This window comes from Streptomyces sp. NPDC001157 (genome assembly GCF_053598255.1).
In genome coordinates, this window is record NZ_JBSFJW010000072.1 from 1 (window position 1) to 16500 (window position 16500).

At 74.2% G+C, this 16500-nt stretch carries 13 protein-coding genes; 2 read left to right on the plus strand and 11 right to left on the minus strand.

Going from position 1 to position 16500, the window contains the following annotated elements; genetic code table 11:
- Window positions 1-96: 96 nt before the first annotated feature.
- The 4 genes from ACWDAG_RS47030 to ACWDAG_RS47045 form a co-directional block, all read right to left on the minus strand.
- A complete protein-coding gene (locus ACWDAG_RS47030; protein WP_450701746.1) occupies window positions 97-1662 on the minus strand; it encodes a multicopper oxidase family protein in 1566 nt (521 codons plus the stop codon).
- Complete coding sequence (locus ACWDAG_RS47035) at window positions 1659-2132, minus strand: hypothetical protein (protein WP_450701747.1); 474 nt, start codon at window positions 2130-2132, stop codon at window positions 1659-1661. The genes ACWDAG_RS47030 and ACWDAG_RS47035 overlap by 4 nt, the downstream gene beginning before the upstream one ends.
- A 198-nt stretch (window positions 2133-2330) precedes the next feature.
- The gene (locus tag ACWDAG_RS47040; protein WP_450701748.1) at window positions 2331-3023 is read right to left on the minus strand and encodes a hemerythrin domain-containing protein; all 693 of its coding nucleotides are present in this window, start codon (window positions 3021-3023) and stop codon (window positions 2331-2333) included.
- A gap of 84 nt (window positions 3024-3107) precedes the next feature.
- Entirely contained in the window at window positions 3108-4649 is a 1542-nt protein-coding gene (locus tag ACWDAG_RS47045; RefSeq protein ID WP_450701749.1) for an MDR family MFS transporter, read from the minus strand.
- 133 nt (window positions 4650-4782) lie between these two features.
- Between ACWDAG_RS47045 and ACWDAG_RS47050 the strand changes: the two genes are divergently transcribed.
- Window positions 4783-5331, plus strand: coding sequence for a MarR family winged helix-turn-helix transcriptional regulator (locus tag ACWDAG_RS47050; protein WP_450701750.1), 549 nt, complete (start codon window positions 4783-4785; stop codon window positions 5329-5331).
- A 263-nt stretch (window positions 5332-5594) separates the two neighbouring features.
- Here ACWDAG_RS47050 and ACWDAG_RS47055 read toward each other — a convergent pair whose 3' ends face one another.
- The 7 genes from ACWDAG_RS47055 to ACWDAG_RS47085 all read right to left on the minus strand — a co-directional run bounded on the left by ACWDAG_RS47055 (window position 5595) and on the right by ACWDAG_RS47085 (window position 15469).
- Window positions 5595-5792 carry an acyl-CoA carboxylase epsilon subunit gene (locus ACWDAG_RS47055; protein ID WP_450701751.1) on the minus strand — a complete coding sequence of 66 codons (198 nt, stop codon included), beginning with the start codon at window positions 5790-5792 and terminating at the stop codon, window positions 5595-5597.
- Window positions 5793-5809: 17 nt separating this feature from the next.
- Window positions 5810-7378 (minus strand): acyl-CoA carboxylase subunit beta, encoded by a 1569-nt coding sequence (locus ACWDAG_RS47060; protein ID WP_450701752.1) that lies wholly within the window; start codon window positions 7376-7378, stop codon window positions 5810-5812.
- On the minus strand, window positions 7375-7644 hold the full coding sequence (locus ACWDAG_RS47065; RefSeq protein ID WP_450701753.1) for a DUF6059 family protein: 270 nt from the start codon (window positions 7642-7644) through the stop codon (window positions 7375-7377). Before ACWDAG_RS47065 ends, ACWDAG_RS47060 begins: the two co-directional genes overlap by 4 nt.
- A gap of 576 nt (window positions 7645-8220) precedes the next feature.
- Complete coding sequence (locus ACWDAG_RS47070) at window positions 8221-11637, minus strand: condensation domain-containing protein (RefSeq protein WP_450701754.1); 3417 nt, start codon at window positions 11635-11637, stop codon at window positions 8221-8223.
- Between the two features lie 122 nt (window positions 11638-11759).
- Window positions 11760-12650: a 4'-phosphopantetheinyl transferase family protein gene (locus ACWDAG_RS47075; RefSeq protein WP_450701755.1), complete on the minus strand. Its 891-nt coding sequence runs from the start codon at window positions 12648-12650 to the stop codon at window positions 11760-11762.
- A gap of 99 nt (window positions 12651-12749) precedes the next feature.
- On the minus strand, window positions 12750-14507 hold the full coding sequence (locus ACWDAG_RS47080; protein WP_450701756.1) for an acyl-CoA dehydrogenase: 1758 nt from the start codon (window positions 14505-14507) through the stop codon (window positions 12750-12752).
- On the minus strand, window positions 14504-15469 hold the full coding sequence (locus tag ACWDAG_RS47085; RefSeq protein ID WP_450701757.1) for an aromatase/cyclase: 966 nt from the start codon (window positions 15467-15469) through the stop codon (window positions 14504-14506). The genes ACWDAG_RS47080 and ACWDAG_RS47085 overlap by 4 nt, the downstream gene beginning before the upstream one ends.
- A 465-nt stretch (window positions 15470-15934) precedes the next feature.
- On the opposite strand from ACWDAG_RS47085, the gene ACWDAG_RS47090 reads away from it, so the two are divergent.
- The coding region (locus ACWDAG_RS47090; protein WP_450701758.1) for an S-adenosylmethionine synthetase N-terminal domain-containing protein at window positions 15935-16500 on the plus strand (566 nt) is incomplete at its 3' end.

Genomic DNA, 16500 nt, shown 5'->3' on the forward strand with positions numbered 1-16500 from the left:
GCACCCCCGCCTACGCCAAGGCGTGCGCGGCCGCAGGCCTCAAGTAGACGCCGCAGCCCGCGCGCCGGCCCCCTTGGGGGTGGGACCCCTGGTGGGTCACACGACCTGGAAGTTGGCCATCATGGCCATGTCCTCGTGCTCGATGTTGTGGCAGTGCAGCATGTACCGGCCCCGGTAGCCCTCGAAGCGGGCCAGTACCTCCACCACCTCCCACGGCCGGACGTCCACGGTGTCCTTCCAGCCCGCGTCCTCGGGCTCCGGGCCGCGGCCGTCCCGGGACAGCACCTGGAAGCGGGCCAGATGGAGGTGGACGGGGTGGTGGAAGTCGCTCGTCAGCCGCCACCGTTCCACCGTCCCCAGCCGGGGGCTCGCCCAGGTGCCCGACGGCGAGAACGGACGGCCGTTGATGGTCCACATCCCGTCGGGGCCCATCCGGAAGTCGAAGCGCCGCGTGGCCGCCGCCTGGGCCGGCCGCAGCCGTTCGAGGTCGGCGAGGGCCGCCGGAACCGGCGGGACGTCGCGGCTGCGCCGGGTGACCCTGAAGCGCATCACCTTCCCCATGGGGCCGGAGGCCAGGGTGTTGACGAGGGTGACCTCGGTGCCGGGGGCGAGCCGGGAGAAGTCGGCCACGCACTCGAAGCGTTCGGCCGGAGTGACGGTGACCTCGTCCAGGGACTGCGGGCGCGCCAGCAGCCCGAGGTCGGAGGCGATCTGCGTCAGGGGCAGGCCGTGGCCGTCCGGGGTGCGCAGCGCCAGGCGGTAGCGGCGGGCGTTGGAGGCGTTGAGCAGCCGCAGCCGGTAGGTCGTGGCGGCCACCTCCAGCACCGGCCAGGGAGCGCCGTTGACGAGTTGCACGTCGCCCAGCACTCCGTCGGTGTACCGGGAGGTCACCCCGGGGGTGCGGGTGAGCGTGGGGTCGGTCGAGGGGTAGCGGAAGGAACCGTCCTCCTCGAAGGAGCGGTCGCACAGCACCAGGGGAACGTCCTGTTCCCCGCGCGGCAGGTGCAGCGCCTGCTCCGTGTCGTCCTGGACGAGGAAGAGGCCGACCAAGCCGCGCCAGATCTGCGGGCCGGTGAAGTCCATCCGGTGGTCGTGGTACCAGAGCGTGGCGGCCGGCTGGTCGAGCGGATAGGTGTACGTCCGCTCGCCGGTGGCGGTGCTGTGCGTGTCGCCCATGGACATGCCGGGCATGGCCGGCGCGTGGCGGGCGGCGTGCCCGGCCGGGTGCAGCAGGTCCGTGGGGTAGCCGTCCGACTCGGGCGGTGTGACTCCGCCGTGCAGATGCGTGCTGGTCGGCACGGGCAGGGAGTTCGCCACGGTCAGCTTCACGGTGCGCCCGGAGCGGGCGGTGAAGGTGGGGCCGGGGAAGGTTCCGTCGAAGCCCCAGACCGTCGTCTTGTGCCCGGGGATGATCTCCACGGCTGCGGGGCGCTGGACCACCCGGTAGTGGTCCGCTCCGTGGGCGGTGCTCACCGCCGCCGCCGTCCGTGGCCGCGGCAGCGGTACCTGGAACGGGCGGGGCAGCGGCAGTCTCGACGTCAGGACCCGGCCGGTGGGGTCGGGCTGCGAGGCGTAGCGTGCGACGGCCAGGCCGGTGGCGCCGAGGGCTGCGGTCGCCGCGGACGCGGCGCCCAGAAAGCCCCGGCGGGACAGTCCGCTCACCGGCCCGCCCCCCGGGTGCGGGCGGGGAGCATGAGGGACCAGACGGCGAGGGCGGTGGCGAATCCGAACACCGCCACGCCGAGCGGTATGTGGACCAGCAGCACCCGGTCGTGGCCCAGCGACATCTGAGCGCCCGTCAGGACCAGCATCACCGAGGTGGCCAGGGCGGGGCGCACCGAGGTCAGGCGGGTGCGCCACAGTCCGAACGCGGCGGCCGTCTCGGCCAGCACGACGATGCTGAGCACCTGCGCGTTGGCGTTGTGGATCTTGAGGAGTTCGACGTTGCCGGTGACGAACTCGCCGGCCAGGGCGGCCTGCACCAGCACGCCGAGGGCGAACAGCAGGGCGCTGGCCCTGAACAGCGTCAGGAACCGGGCCTGCCAGGGGCGTGCGGTGGCCGGGGGCCCGGTCTGCTGCGCCGGGACGACGGCCGGGTGCGCCGTGGCGGTGTCGGAAGGGTGGTGGTTCATCTGTCTCTCCACACGGGCTGGGCCGTTGCCGTCCGGGATCGTGGATGTGTGCACGGCCGCGGTGGGCGGTCTGGGCCGCCTGCGGAAATCAAGGTGGCCGGCCGCTGCCGGGGGATGCCGCGGCCGGCCACCGCTTGGGAGATGGTCAGGTGCCGCCCGCCCGGCTGCGGCCGAGGCCGGGCGGGCCGGGCGGTGAGGTCAGAGCACCCCGCTCCAGACCTTCGCGGCCAGGTCCGCGTACTCGGCCCGCCACTGCGGGAACGCTTCGGCCATCTGGTCGCGGAAGTGCGGCGGCAGCGCCGCGACGACGGCGTCGCTCACCTCGCGCGGCACGCCCTCCTCCGACCAGGTCACCACCAGCCACATCGGCGGCTCCTCGAAGTCCTTCATCTTGTCCGAGGTCTCCTGGCCCTGGCGTTCCCTCAGCTCGCCGGGGGTGATGCGGTCCACGAGGACGGGCACGATGTGCTCCTCCTCCGCGTCGAGGTGGCGGCCGAGGAACTCCTCGAGCTCCTCGGCGGTGGCGCGTGCCACGCCGATCGCCTCGGGCGTCGACAGGTCCTGCAGAAGGCGGCTGACCTCGTCGAGCTGGGCCTCCAGCCCCTCGTGGTCCTGCTCGATCGCCTCCAGTGCGGGAGCGATCTGCGGGGCGCGCTCGAGGACCAGCGGGAAGAGGATGTCGTCCTCGTTGACGCTGTGGTCCATCAGCGCCCAGCGGTACAGCTGCCAGTGTTCGGCCAGCAGACGCGCCTGCCGGGTGTCCTTCGGGTCCAGTGCCGCCAGCGCCTTGGGAAGGCGCTCCAGGTCACGCCGCAGGGCGTGGTGCACCATGAGGAACATGGTGGCCGCGGTGACGTTCCCGTCGGCGTCGAGTGCGAAATCGGTCTGCATGAGTAATCCCCTTGGTGCGTTGGTGTTTCGGTGTGGCGTGCCGCTGCCGTGTCCCGTGCCGCCGTGCTGTGCCGCCGGCTGCCGTCAGTCGCCCCAGCCGCGCTTCTGCAGGACGAGGTCCTTGACGAACAGCGACGCGACCAGTCCCCCGAGCAGCAGGACGGCGGCGGTGAGGAAGACCGGGCTGAGCGAGTGCTGGTAGGCCTGGGCCAGGCCGTCGCGGAGGGCGTGGGGAAGCTTCGCCGGGTCGATCTGCCCGCCGGCCCCGAGGCCGAGCTCCGGGTGGCCGGGCAGGTACTTGGGCAGCTCGTGGCGCAGGCGGTTGTTCATGAGGGTGGCGAACACCGAGGCCCCGAAGGAGGCGCCGAGCATGCGGCTGAAGGTGACCGTGGAGGTCGCCGCGCCCATGTCGCGGGCGGGGGCGGTGTTCTGCACCGCCGTGGTGACGACCTGCTGGGACAGGCCCGAGCCGATGCCGAGCAGGAACATGTAGCAGCCCGACACGAGGCGGCTGGTGTCCTGGGTCATGGTGGACAGCAGGTAGCTGGAGAGCCCCAGCACCAGCATGCTCGCCGGCAGGAACCACTTGTAGTGGCCGGTCTTGGACACGGCACGGCCGACGAGGGAGGACGTGATCATCAGGCCCAGCATCATCGGCAGCAGCAGCAGACCGGAGTTGGTGGCCGTCGCCCCGGAGACCATCTGGAGGAACAGCGGCAGGAAGAACACCAGGCCGAAGCCGCTGAGACCGGCGGCGAAGCCGAGGACGTTGCTCAGGACGAACGTGGAGTCCTTGAACAGCCCGAGCGGGATGACCGCCTCGGTGGCCGACCGCTCGGCGAAGACCCAGGCGACCAGCAGGACGACGGCGCCCGCGGTGAGGCCGAGGACGGTCGTGGAGGTCCAGTCGTACTTGGATCCGCCCCAGTTGGCGACCAGCATGGCCGCGACGATGGCACCGGTCAGCAGCAGCATGCCGAGGTAGTCGATGCTCGGCTTCTGGTCGCGCTTGGCAACCTTGAGGAAGGAACCGACCAGGACGAGGGCCACGGCGCCGATCGGGAGGTTCACGTAGAAGACCCAGCGCCAGCTCAGGTGGTCCGTGAAGAAGCCGCCGGCGAGCGGCCCGGCCACGGCGGACAGGGCGAACACCGCGGTCGAGTAGCCCTGGTACTTGGCCAGCTCACGGAAGTCGAACAGGTCGAAGGCGAGCGCGAACACGGCCGCCATGACGCCGCCGGCCCCGATGCCCTGGATGACCCGGAACCCGACCAGCTGGTCCATGTTCTGGGCCATGCCGCAGGTCACCGAGCCCACCAGGAACAGCACCGTGGAGACCATGAAGACCAGCTTGCGGCCCAGCACGTCACCGAGCTTGCCGCCCAGCACCGTGGCGACGCTGGACGCGAGGATGTAGGAGGTGCTGACCCAGCCGATGCTGTCCATGCCGCCGAGGTCTCCGACGATGGTCGGCAGCGACGTGGCGACGATCGTCGTGTCCAAGGTGGCCATGAGCATGGCGAAAAGCAGGCCGAAGTACACGATCACCGAGTGCCGGTGACTCATCAGGCGTGGTTGTTCGGGGGCCTCGGCGGTGAACTCCGGGGCGGGGGATTCGGCAGACATGACAGCTCCTTCAACGGTCGTCCGCGGGTGGGGGGAAGCACAACATGCGTCAGACACAAGGTTGCGTTCGGCAGAAGTATGCGTCAAGCATATATGTGCGTATCGCATGCGTCAACGGGCTACTATGCGGGGTATGAGCGACGTCGTCACGACCTCCCCGAGCAGCGGCCCCCCCGACCCGGCCCTCACCGCGATCGAGCGGGCCATGGTCCGCATCCGCCGGAACCTCTCCCGGCGGATCGTCGGCAAGACCGTGACCGAGCTCCTCGGCCGCCCCGTCGACCCCTCCCACGGTTTCGTCGTGGACGCCGTCGAGGACGAACCCGACCACCCCGGGCAGGAGGTCACCGTCGGCCTGGTGGCCGAGCGCCTGGGCGTCGACCCCTCGCGGGCCAGCCGCATGGTCGCCTCGGCCGTCGAGGCCGGCTACCTCAGACGGGTCGCCTCCCAGGCGGACAGCCGGCGCATCTGCCTGGAACTGACCGCCCAGGGGCGCGAACTGGCGCAGCTGGCGCACGTCGTGCGCCAGGACTATTTCGGTGCCGTCACGCAGGACTGGGAGGAGGGCGAACGCCAGGAGTTCGCGCGGCTGCTGACGAAGTTCACCGAGGGCCTGGCCAGGAAGGGCAGCCCGGCCGGCGGCCAGGCGGCGCGGACGGCCGCCCCGGCCCGTCGCAGGTAGTGCGCCGCCCGGCCGCCGCCCGCACGCCCGGCGCGCGCGCGGCGCGCCGGCGGTGGCACGGCGGTCGCCGTCGGCGGGGTCCTCCAGATCCTCGGTCCGGGGTCCGACCGGCCGGGCGTCGGTCATGGTGATATTCCTGACGTGGGTCTCGGGGTGGCAGGTGTCCTGCGGATACGCTGTCGCCCCGGACTTGAGCGCCGCTTGAGCACGCCTGAAGCCGGCGCCGTCGCGGGCGGGACGGCGCCGGCTTCAGGAGCCGCGCGTCATCTGCCGCGCCACATCCCGGCGCACGCGTGCGGGTTGCGGTGGCCGCGGTGCCAGCCGCTGCCGGCGCTGTCCTCCTCGTGCGCCGCCTGCTGGGCCGCGGCCGTGCGCCGGGCCAGCAGGGCGGTCAGCACCGCCGTGACGGCGGCGGTCTCCTCCGCCGTGGGGGTGCCGCCCGTGATCCGCCAGAGGGTCATGGTGTCCTCCTCGTCCGTCACACCGGCGGGTTGCCGTGCTTGCGCGAGGGCAGGTCGGCGTACTTCGAGCGCAGCATGGCCAGCGCGCCGATCAGCGCGGTCCGGGTGTCGGCGGGGTCGATGACGTCGTCCACCAGGCCGCGTTCGGCGGCGTAGTAGGGGTGCATCAGCTCCGCCTGGTACTCCTTGATCTTCTGGGCGCGTACGGCGTCGGGGTCGTCGGCGGCCGCGATCTCCCGGCGGAAGATGACGTTCGCGGCGCCCTCGGCGCCCATGACGGCGATCTCGTTGGTGGGCCACGCCAGGGAGACGTCCGCGCCGATGGAGCGCGAGTCCATGACGATGTACGCGCCGCCGTAGGCCTTGCGCAGGATCAGCTGGACCCGCGGGACGGTCGCGTTGCAGTAGGCGTACAGCAGCTTGGCACCGTGCCGGATGATGCCGCCGTGTTCCTGGTCCACGCCCGGCAGGAAGCCCGGTACGTCGACCAGCGTCACCAGCGGGATGGAGAAGGAGTCGCAGAACTGCACGAACCGCGCCGCCTTTTCGCTGGCGTGGATGTCGAGGACGCCGGCGAAGGCGGCGGGCTGGTTGGCGACGATGCCGGTGACGTGGCCGTCGAGGCGGACCAGCGCGCAGACCACGTTGGCCGCCCAGTGGGGCTGGATCTCGAAGTACTCTGCGTCGTCGGCGAGTTCCTCGATGACCGCGCGGATGTCGTAGGCCTGGTTGGCGTTGGCCGGGACGATCTCGCGCAGTGCCTCGGTGAGCCGGCCGGCCGGGTCGCCGCAGGGCCGGCGCGGTGGGGTCTCGCGGTTGTTGGACGGCAGCAGCGACAGCAGGAACCGTACGTCCTCCAGGCAGGCGGCCTCGTCGTCGTAGGCGAAGGCCGCCACGCCGGACACGGTCGCGTGCACGTCGGCCCCGCCGAGCCCGTTCTGGGTGATCTCCTCGCCGGTGACGGCCTTGACGACGTCCGGTCCGGTGATGAACATCTGCGAGGTCTCGCGCACCATGAACACGAAGTCCGTCAGGGCCGGCGAGTACGCCGCTCCCCCGGCGCACGGGCCCAGCATGACGCTGATCTGCGGGATGACGCCGGAGGCCCTGGTGTTGCGCTGGAAGATGCCGCCGTAGCCGGCGAGCGCGGTGACGCCCTCCTGGATGCGGGCGCCGGCGCCGTCGTTGAGCGAGACGAGCGGGGCGCCGGCGGCCAGCGCCAGGTCCATCACTTTGTGGATCTTGGCTGCGTGGGCCTCGCCGAGCGCGCCGCCGAAGAAGCGGAAGTCGTGCGCGTAGACGAAGACGGTACGGCCGTGGACGGTGCCCCAGCCGGTGACCACGCCGTCGGTGTGGGGCCGTTTGTCCTCCAGTCCGAAGCCGGTCGCGCGGTGCCGGCGCAGGGCCTCGATCTCCTGGAACGATCCCTCGTCCAGCAGCAGGCCGATGCGCTCCCGGGCGGTCAGCTTGCCCTTGGCGTGCTGGCGTTGGGTGGCCTGGTCGTCGGGGCCGTCGACCGCCAGCGCCTTGATCTCGGCGAGTTCGGTCAGACGGTCACGTACCACGGCCTCGGTAGCGATGGTCATGCGGTGTCCTCCGGGTGCGACAGCGAGCGTGCCAGGTGCCGTTCGACCGCACTGAGCGGGACGTCGGGGCGAAGCCGCTCGGGGTGCCCGGCCGGGGGCACGAGCAGGACCCATTCCCGGGCCGATTCGTCCGGGATGGGGATGTGGACCCAGATGGCGCCGGCCGCGGCCAGCGACCGGCCGACGGCCCGCAGGAACGAGGCGGTTATCGACCAGGCGTCCACGTCTCCCCCATCACCGGAGGAGCTGGTCGTCTGCAGCGGCATGGACCGTCCTCCTTTTTCCCGATACGCAGTGTCGGACCCGCTCACGGTCACAGGGACCACTCAAAGGTGCTTGGAGAGGCGCTTGAGAAGTGGCCGGGAACCGCTCTCGGTCCCCGGGGCGGGGCGCGCGGCGGCCCCGGGCGGCCGTGCGGGGTGTGGCCGTGGCACCGGGCCGGGGGCGGGTCCCGGCGCGGCGCGGCTCGGGGAAGGGGGAAGGGGGGAAGGGGGGAAGGGGGGATGACGGGGCCGGGCCGGCAGGAATTGCGGAGGGGTTGCCTGCGGGGCGGTGGCGCTGACGGGCGCGGGGGGCGGACCGGCCGGTGCTGATGGGCCGGGGCGGGGCACTGTGGCGTGCCGGGCGCCGAAGTGCCGTCCCGCGGCGCGTGGCGCCCCGGGGGCCGGGGGCGGGCCACCCCGTCGTGCGGGCCCTCGGGGGTGGGCGGCCGGTGCGTGTCTGTCTTGACCGGCCCGGCTCCTGGGCCGGCCGTCATGCTGGGGAGTGCAGCGGATGGGGCTGGGGGTGTGCTCAGGCCGCACAGGGCCGGGGCCGGTCCGGGGCCGGGCCTGTGCGGCCGGTCACCGGCGGCGGCACGGGCCCGGGTGCAGGCCGTCGCCGAGGGCGGCGAGGACCTGGTCGAGGGCGTGGGCGAGGGATTCGGCGTCGGCCTCTCCCGCCCCGTGGGTCACGATCACCGGGCCGGGTCCGGCGCCGGCGGCCAGGTGCGCGGCGATGCGGTGTGCGGGCCGGCCGCTGCCGGACCAGCCCGCCAGCACCAGGGGACGGTCCGGTCCCAGGGCCCTCAGCAGGGCCTGCGCCGCGGTGTGCGGCTCGGCCTGGGCGGTGCTGAGCGCGAGCAGGGGCCCCGCAGCGGCGTGCAGGGGCACGAGGGCGCGGTAGCAGGTGGGGGGTGCGCCCGGTGGGGGGACGAGGCAGACGGCGGGAGCGCCGGTGTGCCGGCCCGGGCTCAGCGTGGCCAGCATCCTGTCGCCGGGGCCGGTCGCGGGTGCCATGTGGGGCACCTCCGAGTCGGAGAGCGCGTCGAGGACCGCGGTGATGGGCCGGCTGCGGTCCGCGAGATCGGGCAGGACCCGCAGCAGCCGCATGCTCTGCGCGAGCATCTTGGCCGCCTCGGTCTCGGCGAAACGGCTGCGGTCGTGGATCGCGGTGACCACGAGGTTGCCGAGGCGGTCGTAGCGGGCCAGGAGAGCGATCGGCAGCGTGCTGGAGGCGCCCGTGCTGTGCGGCGGTTCGCATACGATGCCGTGGCCGGTGAGTTCGGACACCAGGTCGTCGGCGGGCCGGGCGGGGCGTTCGAAGACGACCGCCGTGGCGAACAGTTCCTCGTCGTCTGCCCGTGCGCTCCAGCGCCGCAGCTGCCCGGTGCTGATCCATTCGTACGCGGACATGTCCAGGGCCCGGTCCCGCAGGGCCGTCAGCAGCTGGGGCACCGTGCCGGCCGGGTCGACGTCGACGGTCATCGGGAGCACGCCGAGCAGCGGACCGGTCAGCTGTTCCACGCCGTCCAGGCAGATGCCCCGGCCGTCGACGGAGACGCCGAAGGCGACGGTGGCCGCCTGCTTGCTCGCGGTGGCCCGGTGCAGCAGCAGCGCCCAGGCGGCGTGCAGCGCCGCTGTCTCGGTGACGCCGCAGGCGGCCGCCCAGTGGACGAGCCGCACGGCGTCGTGCCGCGACAGCCGCCGGGAGATCCGCCCGAAACCGGTGTGTCCCGTGGGTGCCCCGAGGCGCGCCGGATAGAGGGCCGCGCCCGGCGGCGGGGTGGCGCGGGCCCACAGCTCGCGTGCGCCGCGGGTGTCCTGCCCGTCGAGCCACCGCGCGTAGTCGCGCAGGTCGGGCCGCCGCTCCCCGCCGGCGGGAGAGCCGTCGTTGAGGTAGGCGCGGTAGAACTCGCGCAGCAGCACCTGCGCGCTCCAGGTGTCGATCAGCGCCTGGTGGAAGGTCAGCAGGACGCGGGTGTGGGCCGCTCCCGCCGCGGACGGGGGCCCCTCGTGCAGGGTGATGCGCAGCGGTCCCGGCCGGTGGACGTCGACGGCCCGGCGGCGGTCGCGCTCCAGCAGCGAGGGCCAGCTGATGTCCTGGTGCGAGAACCGTTCGACCTGGACGGTGACGTGTTCGTGCAGGATGACCCGGGTGGGGTCTCGCGGGTCGAACGCGGCGCGCAGCAGGGTCTCGCTGTCGGCCACCGCCTGCCACGCGGCGGTGAACCGGTCGCCGTCCAGCGGTCCGTTCCAGGTCCACTGGAGCTGTTCGATGTGGTGTCCGGCACCGGGGCGGGCCAGGGACTGGGCGAGCAGCTCCTGCTGGCGGGGGGTGGCGGGGAGGGCCGGGGCGGCGGACGGTGCCGGGGAGCGCTCCGCGTCCGGGGCCGCCAGCTGCTCCAGCACCGAGCGCAGATGGCCGCACAGCGCGTTCAGGGCGGCCCGGGCGTCGGCGCCGGCGACGGCCCGGACGTGCAGCCGGCCGTCCTGCACGTGGGTGCGGACCTCGATCTCGTACACCCCGGCCCCCTCGGCATGCCGGGTCAGCCGGTCCTCGTCGGTGCGGACGATGGTGAAGCGCGCGGAGGGCGCCGGGAGTTCGTCCGGCTCGTGGTGGGTGAGGCGGGCCAGCGGCGGGTGTCCTGCCGCGTCGGCTCCCGGGCCGGGGCCGGGCGGCTCGGGCGCGGTGAGGGCGCTGGTCACGGCGGCGAGGAACCGGAGGGGCGCCAGGTTCGGGTCGGCGTCCAGCCGGATGCGCCGGGCGCGGGTGCAGGGGCCCACGAGACGCGGGCGGGCGGGCAGGAGGGTGCGCCCGTCGGTGCACAGGTCGAAGCGGGTGTGGTGGGTTCGGCGCCAGCGGGCCAGGGCCTGCCCGAAGGCTCCCGCGAGCACCTCGGCGGCGGACAGCCGGTAGTGGTGCGGCAGGACGGTGGTGAGCAGCCTGGTCTCCCGCACGTCCAGGCTGAAGCGGGCGCGCGCCACCTCCAGGCCGCCGTGCGCGGAGGGTGCGGTGCCCTCTTCGGCGGCGGCTCGCGGCGTGCCGCCCGGGGCGGCCGTGGGGGTGACGGGTGCCGGGGCGGGGGCGGGGCTCTCGCCCGCGGTGTCGGCGGAGGTGGCGGCCAGCCGCGTGCTCCACTCCTCCAGCCAGCCCGCGTCGCCCTGGGCGGGCGGTGTCCTTCCGCAGGCGAGTGCCCCCAGCGCCGTGTCCAGGTCCTCCAGCAGGATCCGCCAGGACGCCGGATCAGCGGCGAGCTCGTGCACCGCGAGGAACAGCAGGTCGGTGGCGGCCAGGCCGGGTACGCCGCCCTGGGCGTGGACCGCGCGCAGTGACGTCCCGGTGCGCGGGTCGATGCCGCGGCGGGCCTGGGCGACGGCCGCGCCGAAGGCGGCGCGGTTGGTGAACCGGGCCGTGGTCAGCAGGCCGTCCGCCTCCCGCGCGCCTGGCGGGCGGGTGCCGGGCGGCACGGTGCCTGCCCGGCCCGGGCGAAGCGGGGTGCACAGGATCGGCTGGGCGGCGAGTACGGCGGCGAGTGCGCCGCGCAGCACGGGGGGGCCGACGGGCTCGTGGAAGCGCAGCAGCATGCCGCGGTGGGCGCGGTGCGGGGCCTGGTCCAGGGTGCGCAGCACGGCGCGCAGGGCGGGTTCCAGCGGCAGGGGGCGGGGCGGCATGCTCAGCAGGTCCGCGATCAGGCCGGCTGCGTCGTGCGCCGCCGGGGGGCCGCCCGGGTGTGCGGTGCGGGCGGCGGGCAGGTGGAGTGTGTGGTGGGCGGGCCCGTGGCGGCGCAGGCGGGCGTGCAGCACGCCCTCGGTCACGTTCTGTTCCGGGTGGGGTGCCTGGTCGCCGTCCAGGCTCCAGCCGTGCAGGTCGGGGCGGCGCGCGACGGCGCGCGCCAGGGCCCGGTCCACCGCGGCCGGGCCGAGGGGGCCGTGCAGCTGCAGGGCCGGTCCGGCAGCCACGACGGTCAACGGCGGTTGCGTGGAGCCGCGTTCGGTCATCGGCCGCCTCTCCTTTCGCCCCGCAAACGCCCGGCTGCCTCCTCATGCTCCGGGTCGGCAGCTGGATGCACGGGCACGTTATCCCGGCGGCAGGGGGTACCGCCCGTGGCCTTTAGGCATCGTTAAGCGGCCCCTGAGCGGGGCTGATGCGGTCCTTGGGTGTGCCCCTGCCGGGGCAGCAGCTGGGCGACCAGGCTCATGGACCTCTCGTCGGCCACGGGCCGGTCGGCGGCGCCGGGTGCTGCGGCCGGGCCCGTGGCGTAGCGGGCCACCGCGACCAGGTAGCGGGACATCGTCGGGTAGGTGCCCAAGGACCAGGTGCCCGGGGCGGCGGGGCTGCCGTCCGGGGCCAGCAGGCCGCTGCCCTCCCCCGCGCTGAAGGCTCCCTCGGCGCGGGGAGGGAAGCCGAACTCGGTGAAGTCCAGCCGCAGTCCCTGTCCCAGCGCCTTGGTGTAGGCCTCCTTCAGGGTCCACAGCCGCAGCAGGGCGGCCGTCCGGGCCGGGCCGTCGAGGCCGGTGAGGGCGGCTTGTTCGGCGGGGGTGCACATCCGCTCGCGCATCACGTCGTAGGTCAGGGTGCGCGTCAGCGGTTCGGTGTCGACGCCGATGCGTCCGCGGTGGCTGACGCCGACGACGATGAGCTCGCCGGTGTGCGAGAGTCCCACGTCGACCTGGCGTAGACCGCGCAGGTGGGGACGCCCGCCGATCTTGTAGGCGAGGTCGAGTTCGGCGGCGTCGGTGCCGAGGGCGGCGGCTGCCGTGTACTTCAGCACCAGCCGGGCGGCGGCGAACCGGTAGCGCACCAAGGGGTCGGCGGTACGCCGGTAGCGCGGCCAGTCGCGGCCCAGCAGCAGGCGCAGCCGGGGTTCGGTGACGACCGCGCTGAGCCACTCCCCCCAGGTGGTGAAGACCACCGCGCTGCCGCATTGGTCCATCGCCTCGCGGACCTCCTCCCACGGTCCGCAGGGCGCCGGCACGTGCACGGGCTGGGTGATGCGGGATGGCTGCGTCATCCGGTCCGCTCCCTCCTGTGGATCACTGTGTGCGGTGCCCCGGCTGCCGGGGCGGTGGCTGCGGGCCCACGGTGTGCTGCGGGCGGCGGCGGGCGGTGCTCACCCGGTGAGTTCGGCCGCGTCGAGGTCGAGGCCGCGTCCGGTGCGGTGGCGCCGCAGCAGCTCCTCGAGGACGCCCGTGACGCAGTCCCCGGGGACGTCGGGCAGGGCGAGGGCGAGCCGGCGGCCGAGCCGGGACAGGGCGAGCACCGCCCAGCCGGGGTCGGCGAGGAACGGGTCGTCTCCCTCCTGGCCCTGCCACAGGGCCAGGACGGCGGCGGCGGCGGCGAGCAGCCCGTAGCGGTCGCTCAGGGCGCAGGCCGCCGGCCCGGACAGGGCGTCGCCGAACTGCCCGGGCAGCAGGGCGCACTGCTCGCGCAGCCGGCGCAGCTCCGCCAGGAACCCTTCGGCCAGGTCTGCCAGCAGGGCGGTGCGGCCGCCGAGCCGGCGTGAGCGGCCCAGCCGTTCGGCGGCCGCGGTCAGTGCGGCGGCGAGGAAGTCCCCGCCGCCGGCGAAGGCCAGCGCCCCGTGGTCCAGCGGCGGCAGGTCGGCGTGCCGGCGGAAGAGTTCGGCGGGCGGCTCCTCCTCCACGAGCCAGGACTGCCTGGCCAGCGGGCCCAGTTGGGGAACGATGACGGCCTGGCAGGCCGCGGCGCCGTCGCGCCCGAGGCCGGCGGCCGGCAGGTCGCGCACCAGCTTGGCCAGGATGCCGGGCAGCAGGTCGCCGCCCCCGCCGTGGGTGGCGAGCACGGCGGACAGCTCCTCCAGCGCGTCGGTGAGCAGCAGGGGCACGGTGTAGGTGGCGGCCACCGTCGGTGCGTGGGCGCGGTCGGGCAGCAGGCCGACCGCGCGCAGGCACACCGTGGCGAGGGTGTCGCAGAGGAGCAGGTCGGTGAAGACTCCGGCGAGCGGCCGGTGCCAGCGGCGGGCCGGCCCGCCGGTGCGGCCGTCGGTGGCGAGGTGCACGGCGGCGCGCAGCACCGGGTCGAGGGCTGCGGTGGCGGCGCCGGCGACGAGGCAGCGGTTGACCTGGTTCATGCGCAGGGCCAGCGCGGCGCCGTCGCCGGGCCGGCCCACGACGGCGTCGGCGGGCACCGGGCACCGGGTGAACCGCAGCCCGGAGAAGACGGCGCCGCGCATCCCGTCGGTCGCCACCCGCGGCAGCCGGTGCACCCGCGCGGCGGGCAGCTGTGCGTGCTCCAGCAGGAGGACCGAGTGGGTGCGCGGGCCGCTCTCGTCGGTGCGGGCGTGGACGACGTAGGCGTCGGCGCGGGCCGCGTCGATGACGGCGTCCTTGCGGCCGCTGACGAGCAGGGTGGTGTCGTCGGTGCGCCGGGCCGTGACCTCCTCACGCCGCACCCCGCCGGCCGGGGCGAGTCCGGGGTGCACCACGGTGGCCCGTCCGCCCCCCAGCAGCAGCCGGGCGAGGGCCCGCTGCTGGGCGTCGGTGCCGGCCGCCCATACCGCGGAGGCGGCGAACAGCGAGGTGACCCCGCCGGCGAAGCCGAGGGCCACATCGCGCCGGAAGACGGGGCGCAGCACCTTCATGAGCAGGTCGGCCCGGGTCAGGCGGCCGCCGTGGCGGGCGGGGACGAACTCGGCGGCCAGGCCCGCACCGGCGAGCAGTCGTTCGGCGGAGCGTGCCGGGCGGCGTTCCCGGTCGGCGGCGAGGAAGGCGGCGAAGCCGTGGTCGTTGGCCGGGTCGTACGGGTTGGCGAGGAGGGTGTCCACGCGGGCGGCGGTGAGCCCGTCCGTGGCCGTGCCCGGGGGGGCGGGGGCGTGCGGCGGCGGGGGCGCGAGGTCGGCGGGGAGGGTCATGACAGTCCCGGCGGGCTGCTGGGGGTCAGCGCGCGGACGGCGTCCTCGGCGTGCTGCTTGGCGAGGCGCAAAAGGGCGGTGCTCTGCCGGCCGACGCGTTCTTGGACGTGGCGGCGGGCGTCGCCCAGGCCCGCGTCCGCTCCCAGCACCCGTGTCACGTCGTGCTCGTCGAGGACCAGCTGGTGGCGTGCCCGCACCGTCACGCCGGTCAGATCGGGCTCCACCGACCACTCCCCGGCCTGCCCCGAGACCAGCTCGGGCGGCTGGGTCACCTTGTAGGTGATGAGCCCGCCGTGCGTGAAACACAGCCGCACGGCGCGCATGTCCCCGGCCCGGTGCCCGGTGCCCGGCGCGCGCAGCGCCTGGATGCCGGGGACGTCCTCCACCAGGTGGAGGCCGCTCAGCCCGGGGACGGTGCCGGGCCAGGCGGCGGCCCGGTACAGGAAGCCGTAGACGAGCTCGGAGGGTCCCTCGACGCGTACGGTGTCCTCGACGGTGACGACCAGTTCGTCGAGGAGGGCCCACCGCTCCGCCAGGCGTTTGAGGTCTGCCAGGTGGGCGCGGAGGTTCGCGTCACCGATCAGGTCCGGTGCGGCGGAGCCGCCGGCCGCCGCGAAGTGGCGTTCCAGTGTCAGCAGCGAGGACCCGTCCGCTGCCGGCTCGACGCTCCAGGTGCCCCGCATGCTGTCCACGGCCGCGGAGGTCACCTCCTGGCGGAAGGCGATGCGCCGGGCCCCGGGATCGAGGGTGCGCCGGGTGATCCAGGAGGTGATCCGGTCCCCGGCGTGCGCCCACATGCGCAGGCGCTGCTCGGGGCCGGCCGCATCCAGCGGCTCCACATACACGTTCGGGGCGAAGAACAGCGGCCAGCGCTCGGCGTCCGCGATGAGTCCGTAGACCACTCCGGCGGGAGCGGCCACCTCGATCCGATGTGCTGTGCGGTGCAGGGCCGGTGCGGGCATCGGCGTTCACCCCCTTCGTTTCCACCTGTGCGACCGAGTGTGCGGGCGGCCGCTCGATGCCCGGTCGAAGCCGGGTGGACCGCCGCTGGTGCCCTGCGCGGGACCCGGCGCGCCGGCGCTCGCCGCCCGGCGCTCGCGGGGCAGGTGGGCGAGGGGGGCCCGAGCCGTCCCGGTGCGTTCGGGCCGCCGGGTTCGAGCGTTTTGCTAGCGGCCGGCGAGCGGCTGCCGACCGGGCGCCGCCCGGAGGCCGAGCCTCCGCCTGGGCGCGGCCGGCGGGCGGCCGGCTGGGCGCTGCGGCCCTGCGGGCTGGAGGTTTGGTCGAGCTCCTCTCCACCCGCGCTCGGCGTCGGTGGCGTCGAATCGACACCGCACACCTGACGGGCATCCGGGTCGATGTCTTCTCGGCGGTATGGACATCCAGCGCACGGCTTCCCTCATCCGACCTGAAAGCGGAGGAAATTCGCCATGGGGCTTTTGTTCACTTCGGAGTCCGTGACCGAGGGTCACCCCGACAAGATCGCTGACCAGATCAGCGACACCATTCTCGACGCGCTGCTGCGCGGCGACCCGGCCTCCCGGGTCGCCGTGGAGACGCTGATCACCACCGGCCTGGTGCACGTGGCCGGCGAGGTCACCACCCGGGCCTACGTGCCGATCGCCCAGCTGGTGCGCGAGAAGATCCTGGAGATCGGCTACGACTCCTCGGCCAAGGGCTTCGACGGCGCCTCCTGCGGTGTCTCGGTGTCCATCGGCGCGCAGTCCCCGGACATCGCGCAGGGCGTGGACACGGCCTACGAGGCCCGCGTCGGGGGTGCCCGCCGGGAGGAGGAGGACGAGCTGGACCGGCAGGGCGCCGGCGACCAGGGCCTGATGTTCGGGTATGCGAGCGACGAGACGCCGACCCTGATGCCGCTGCCGATCTTCCTGGCGCACCGGCTGTCGAAGCGGCTGTCCGACGTGCGCAAGAACGGCACCATCCCCTACCTGCGCCCGGACGGCAAGACGCAGGTCACCATCGAGTACGACGGCGA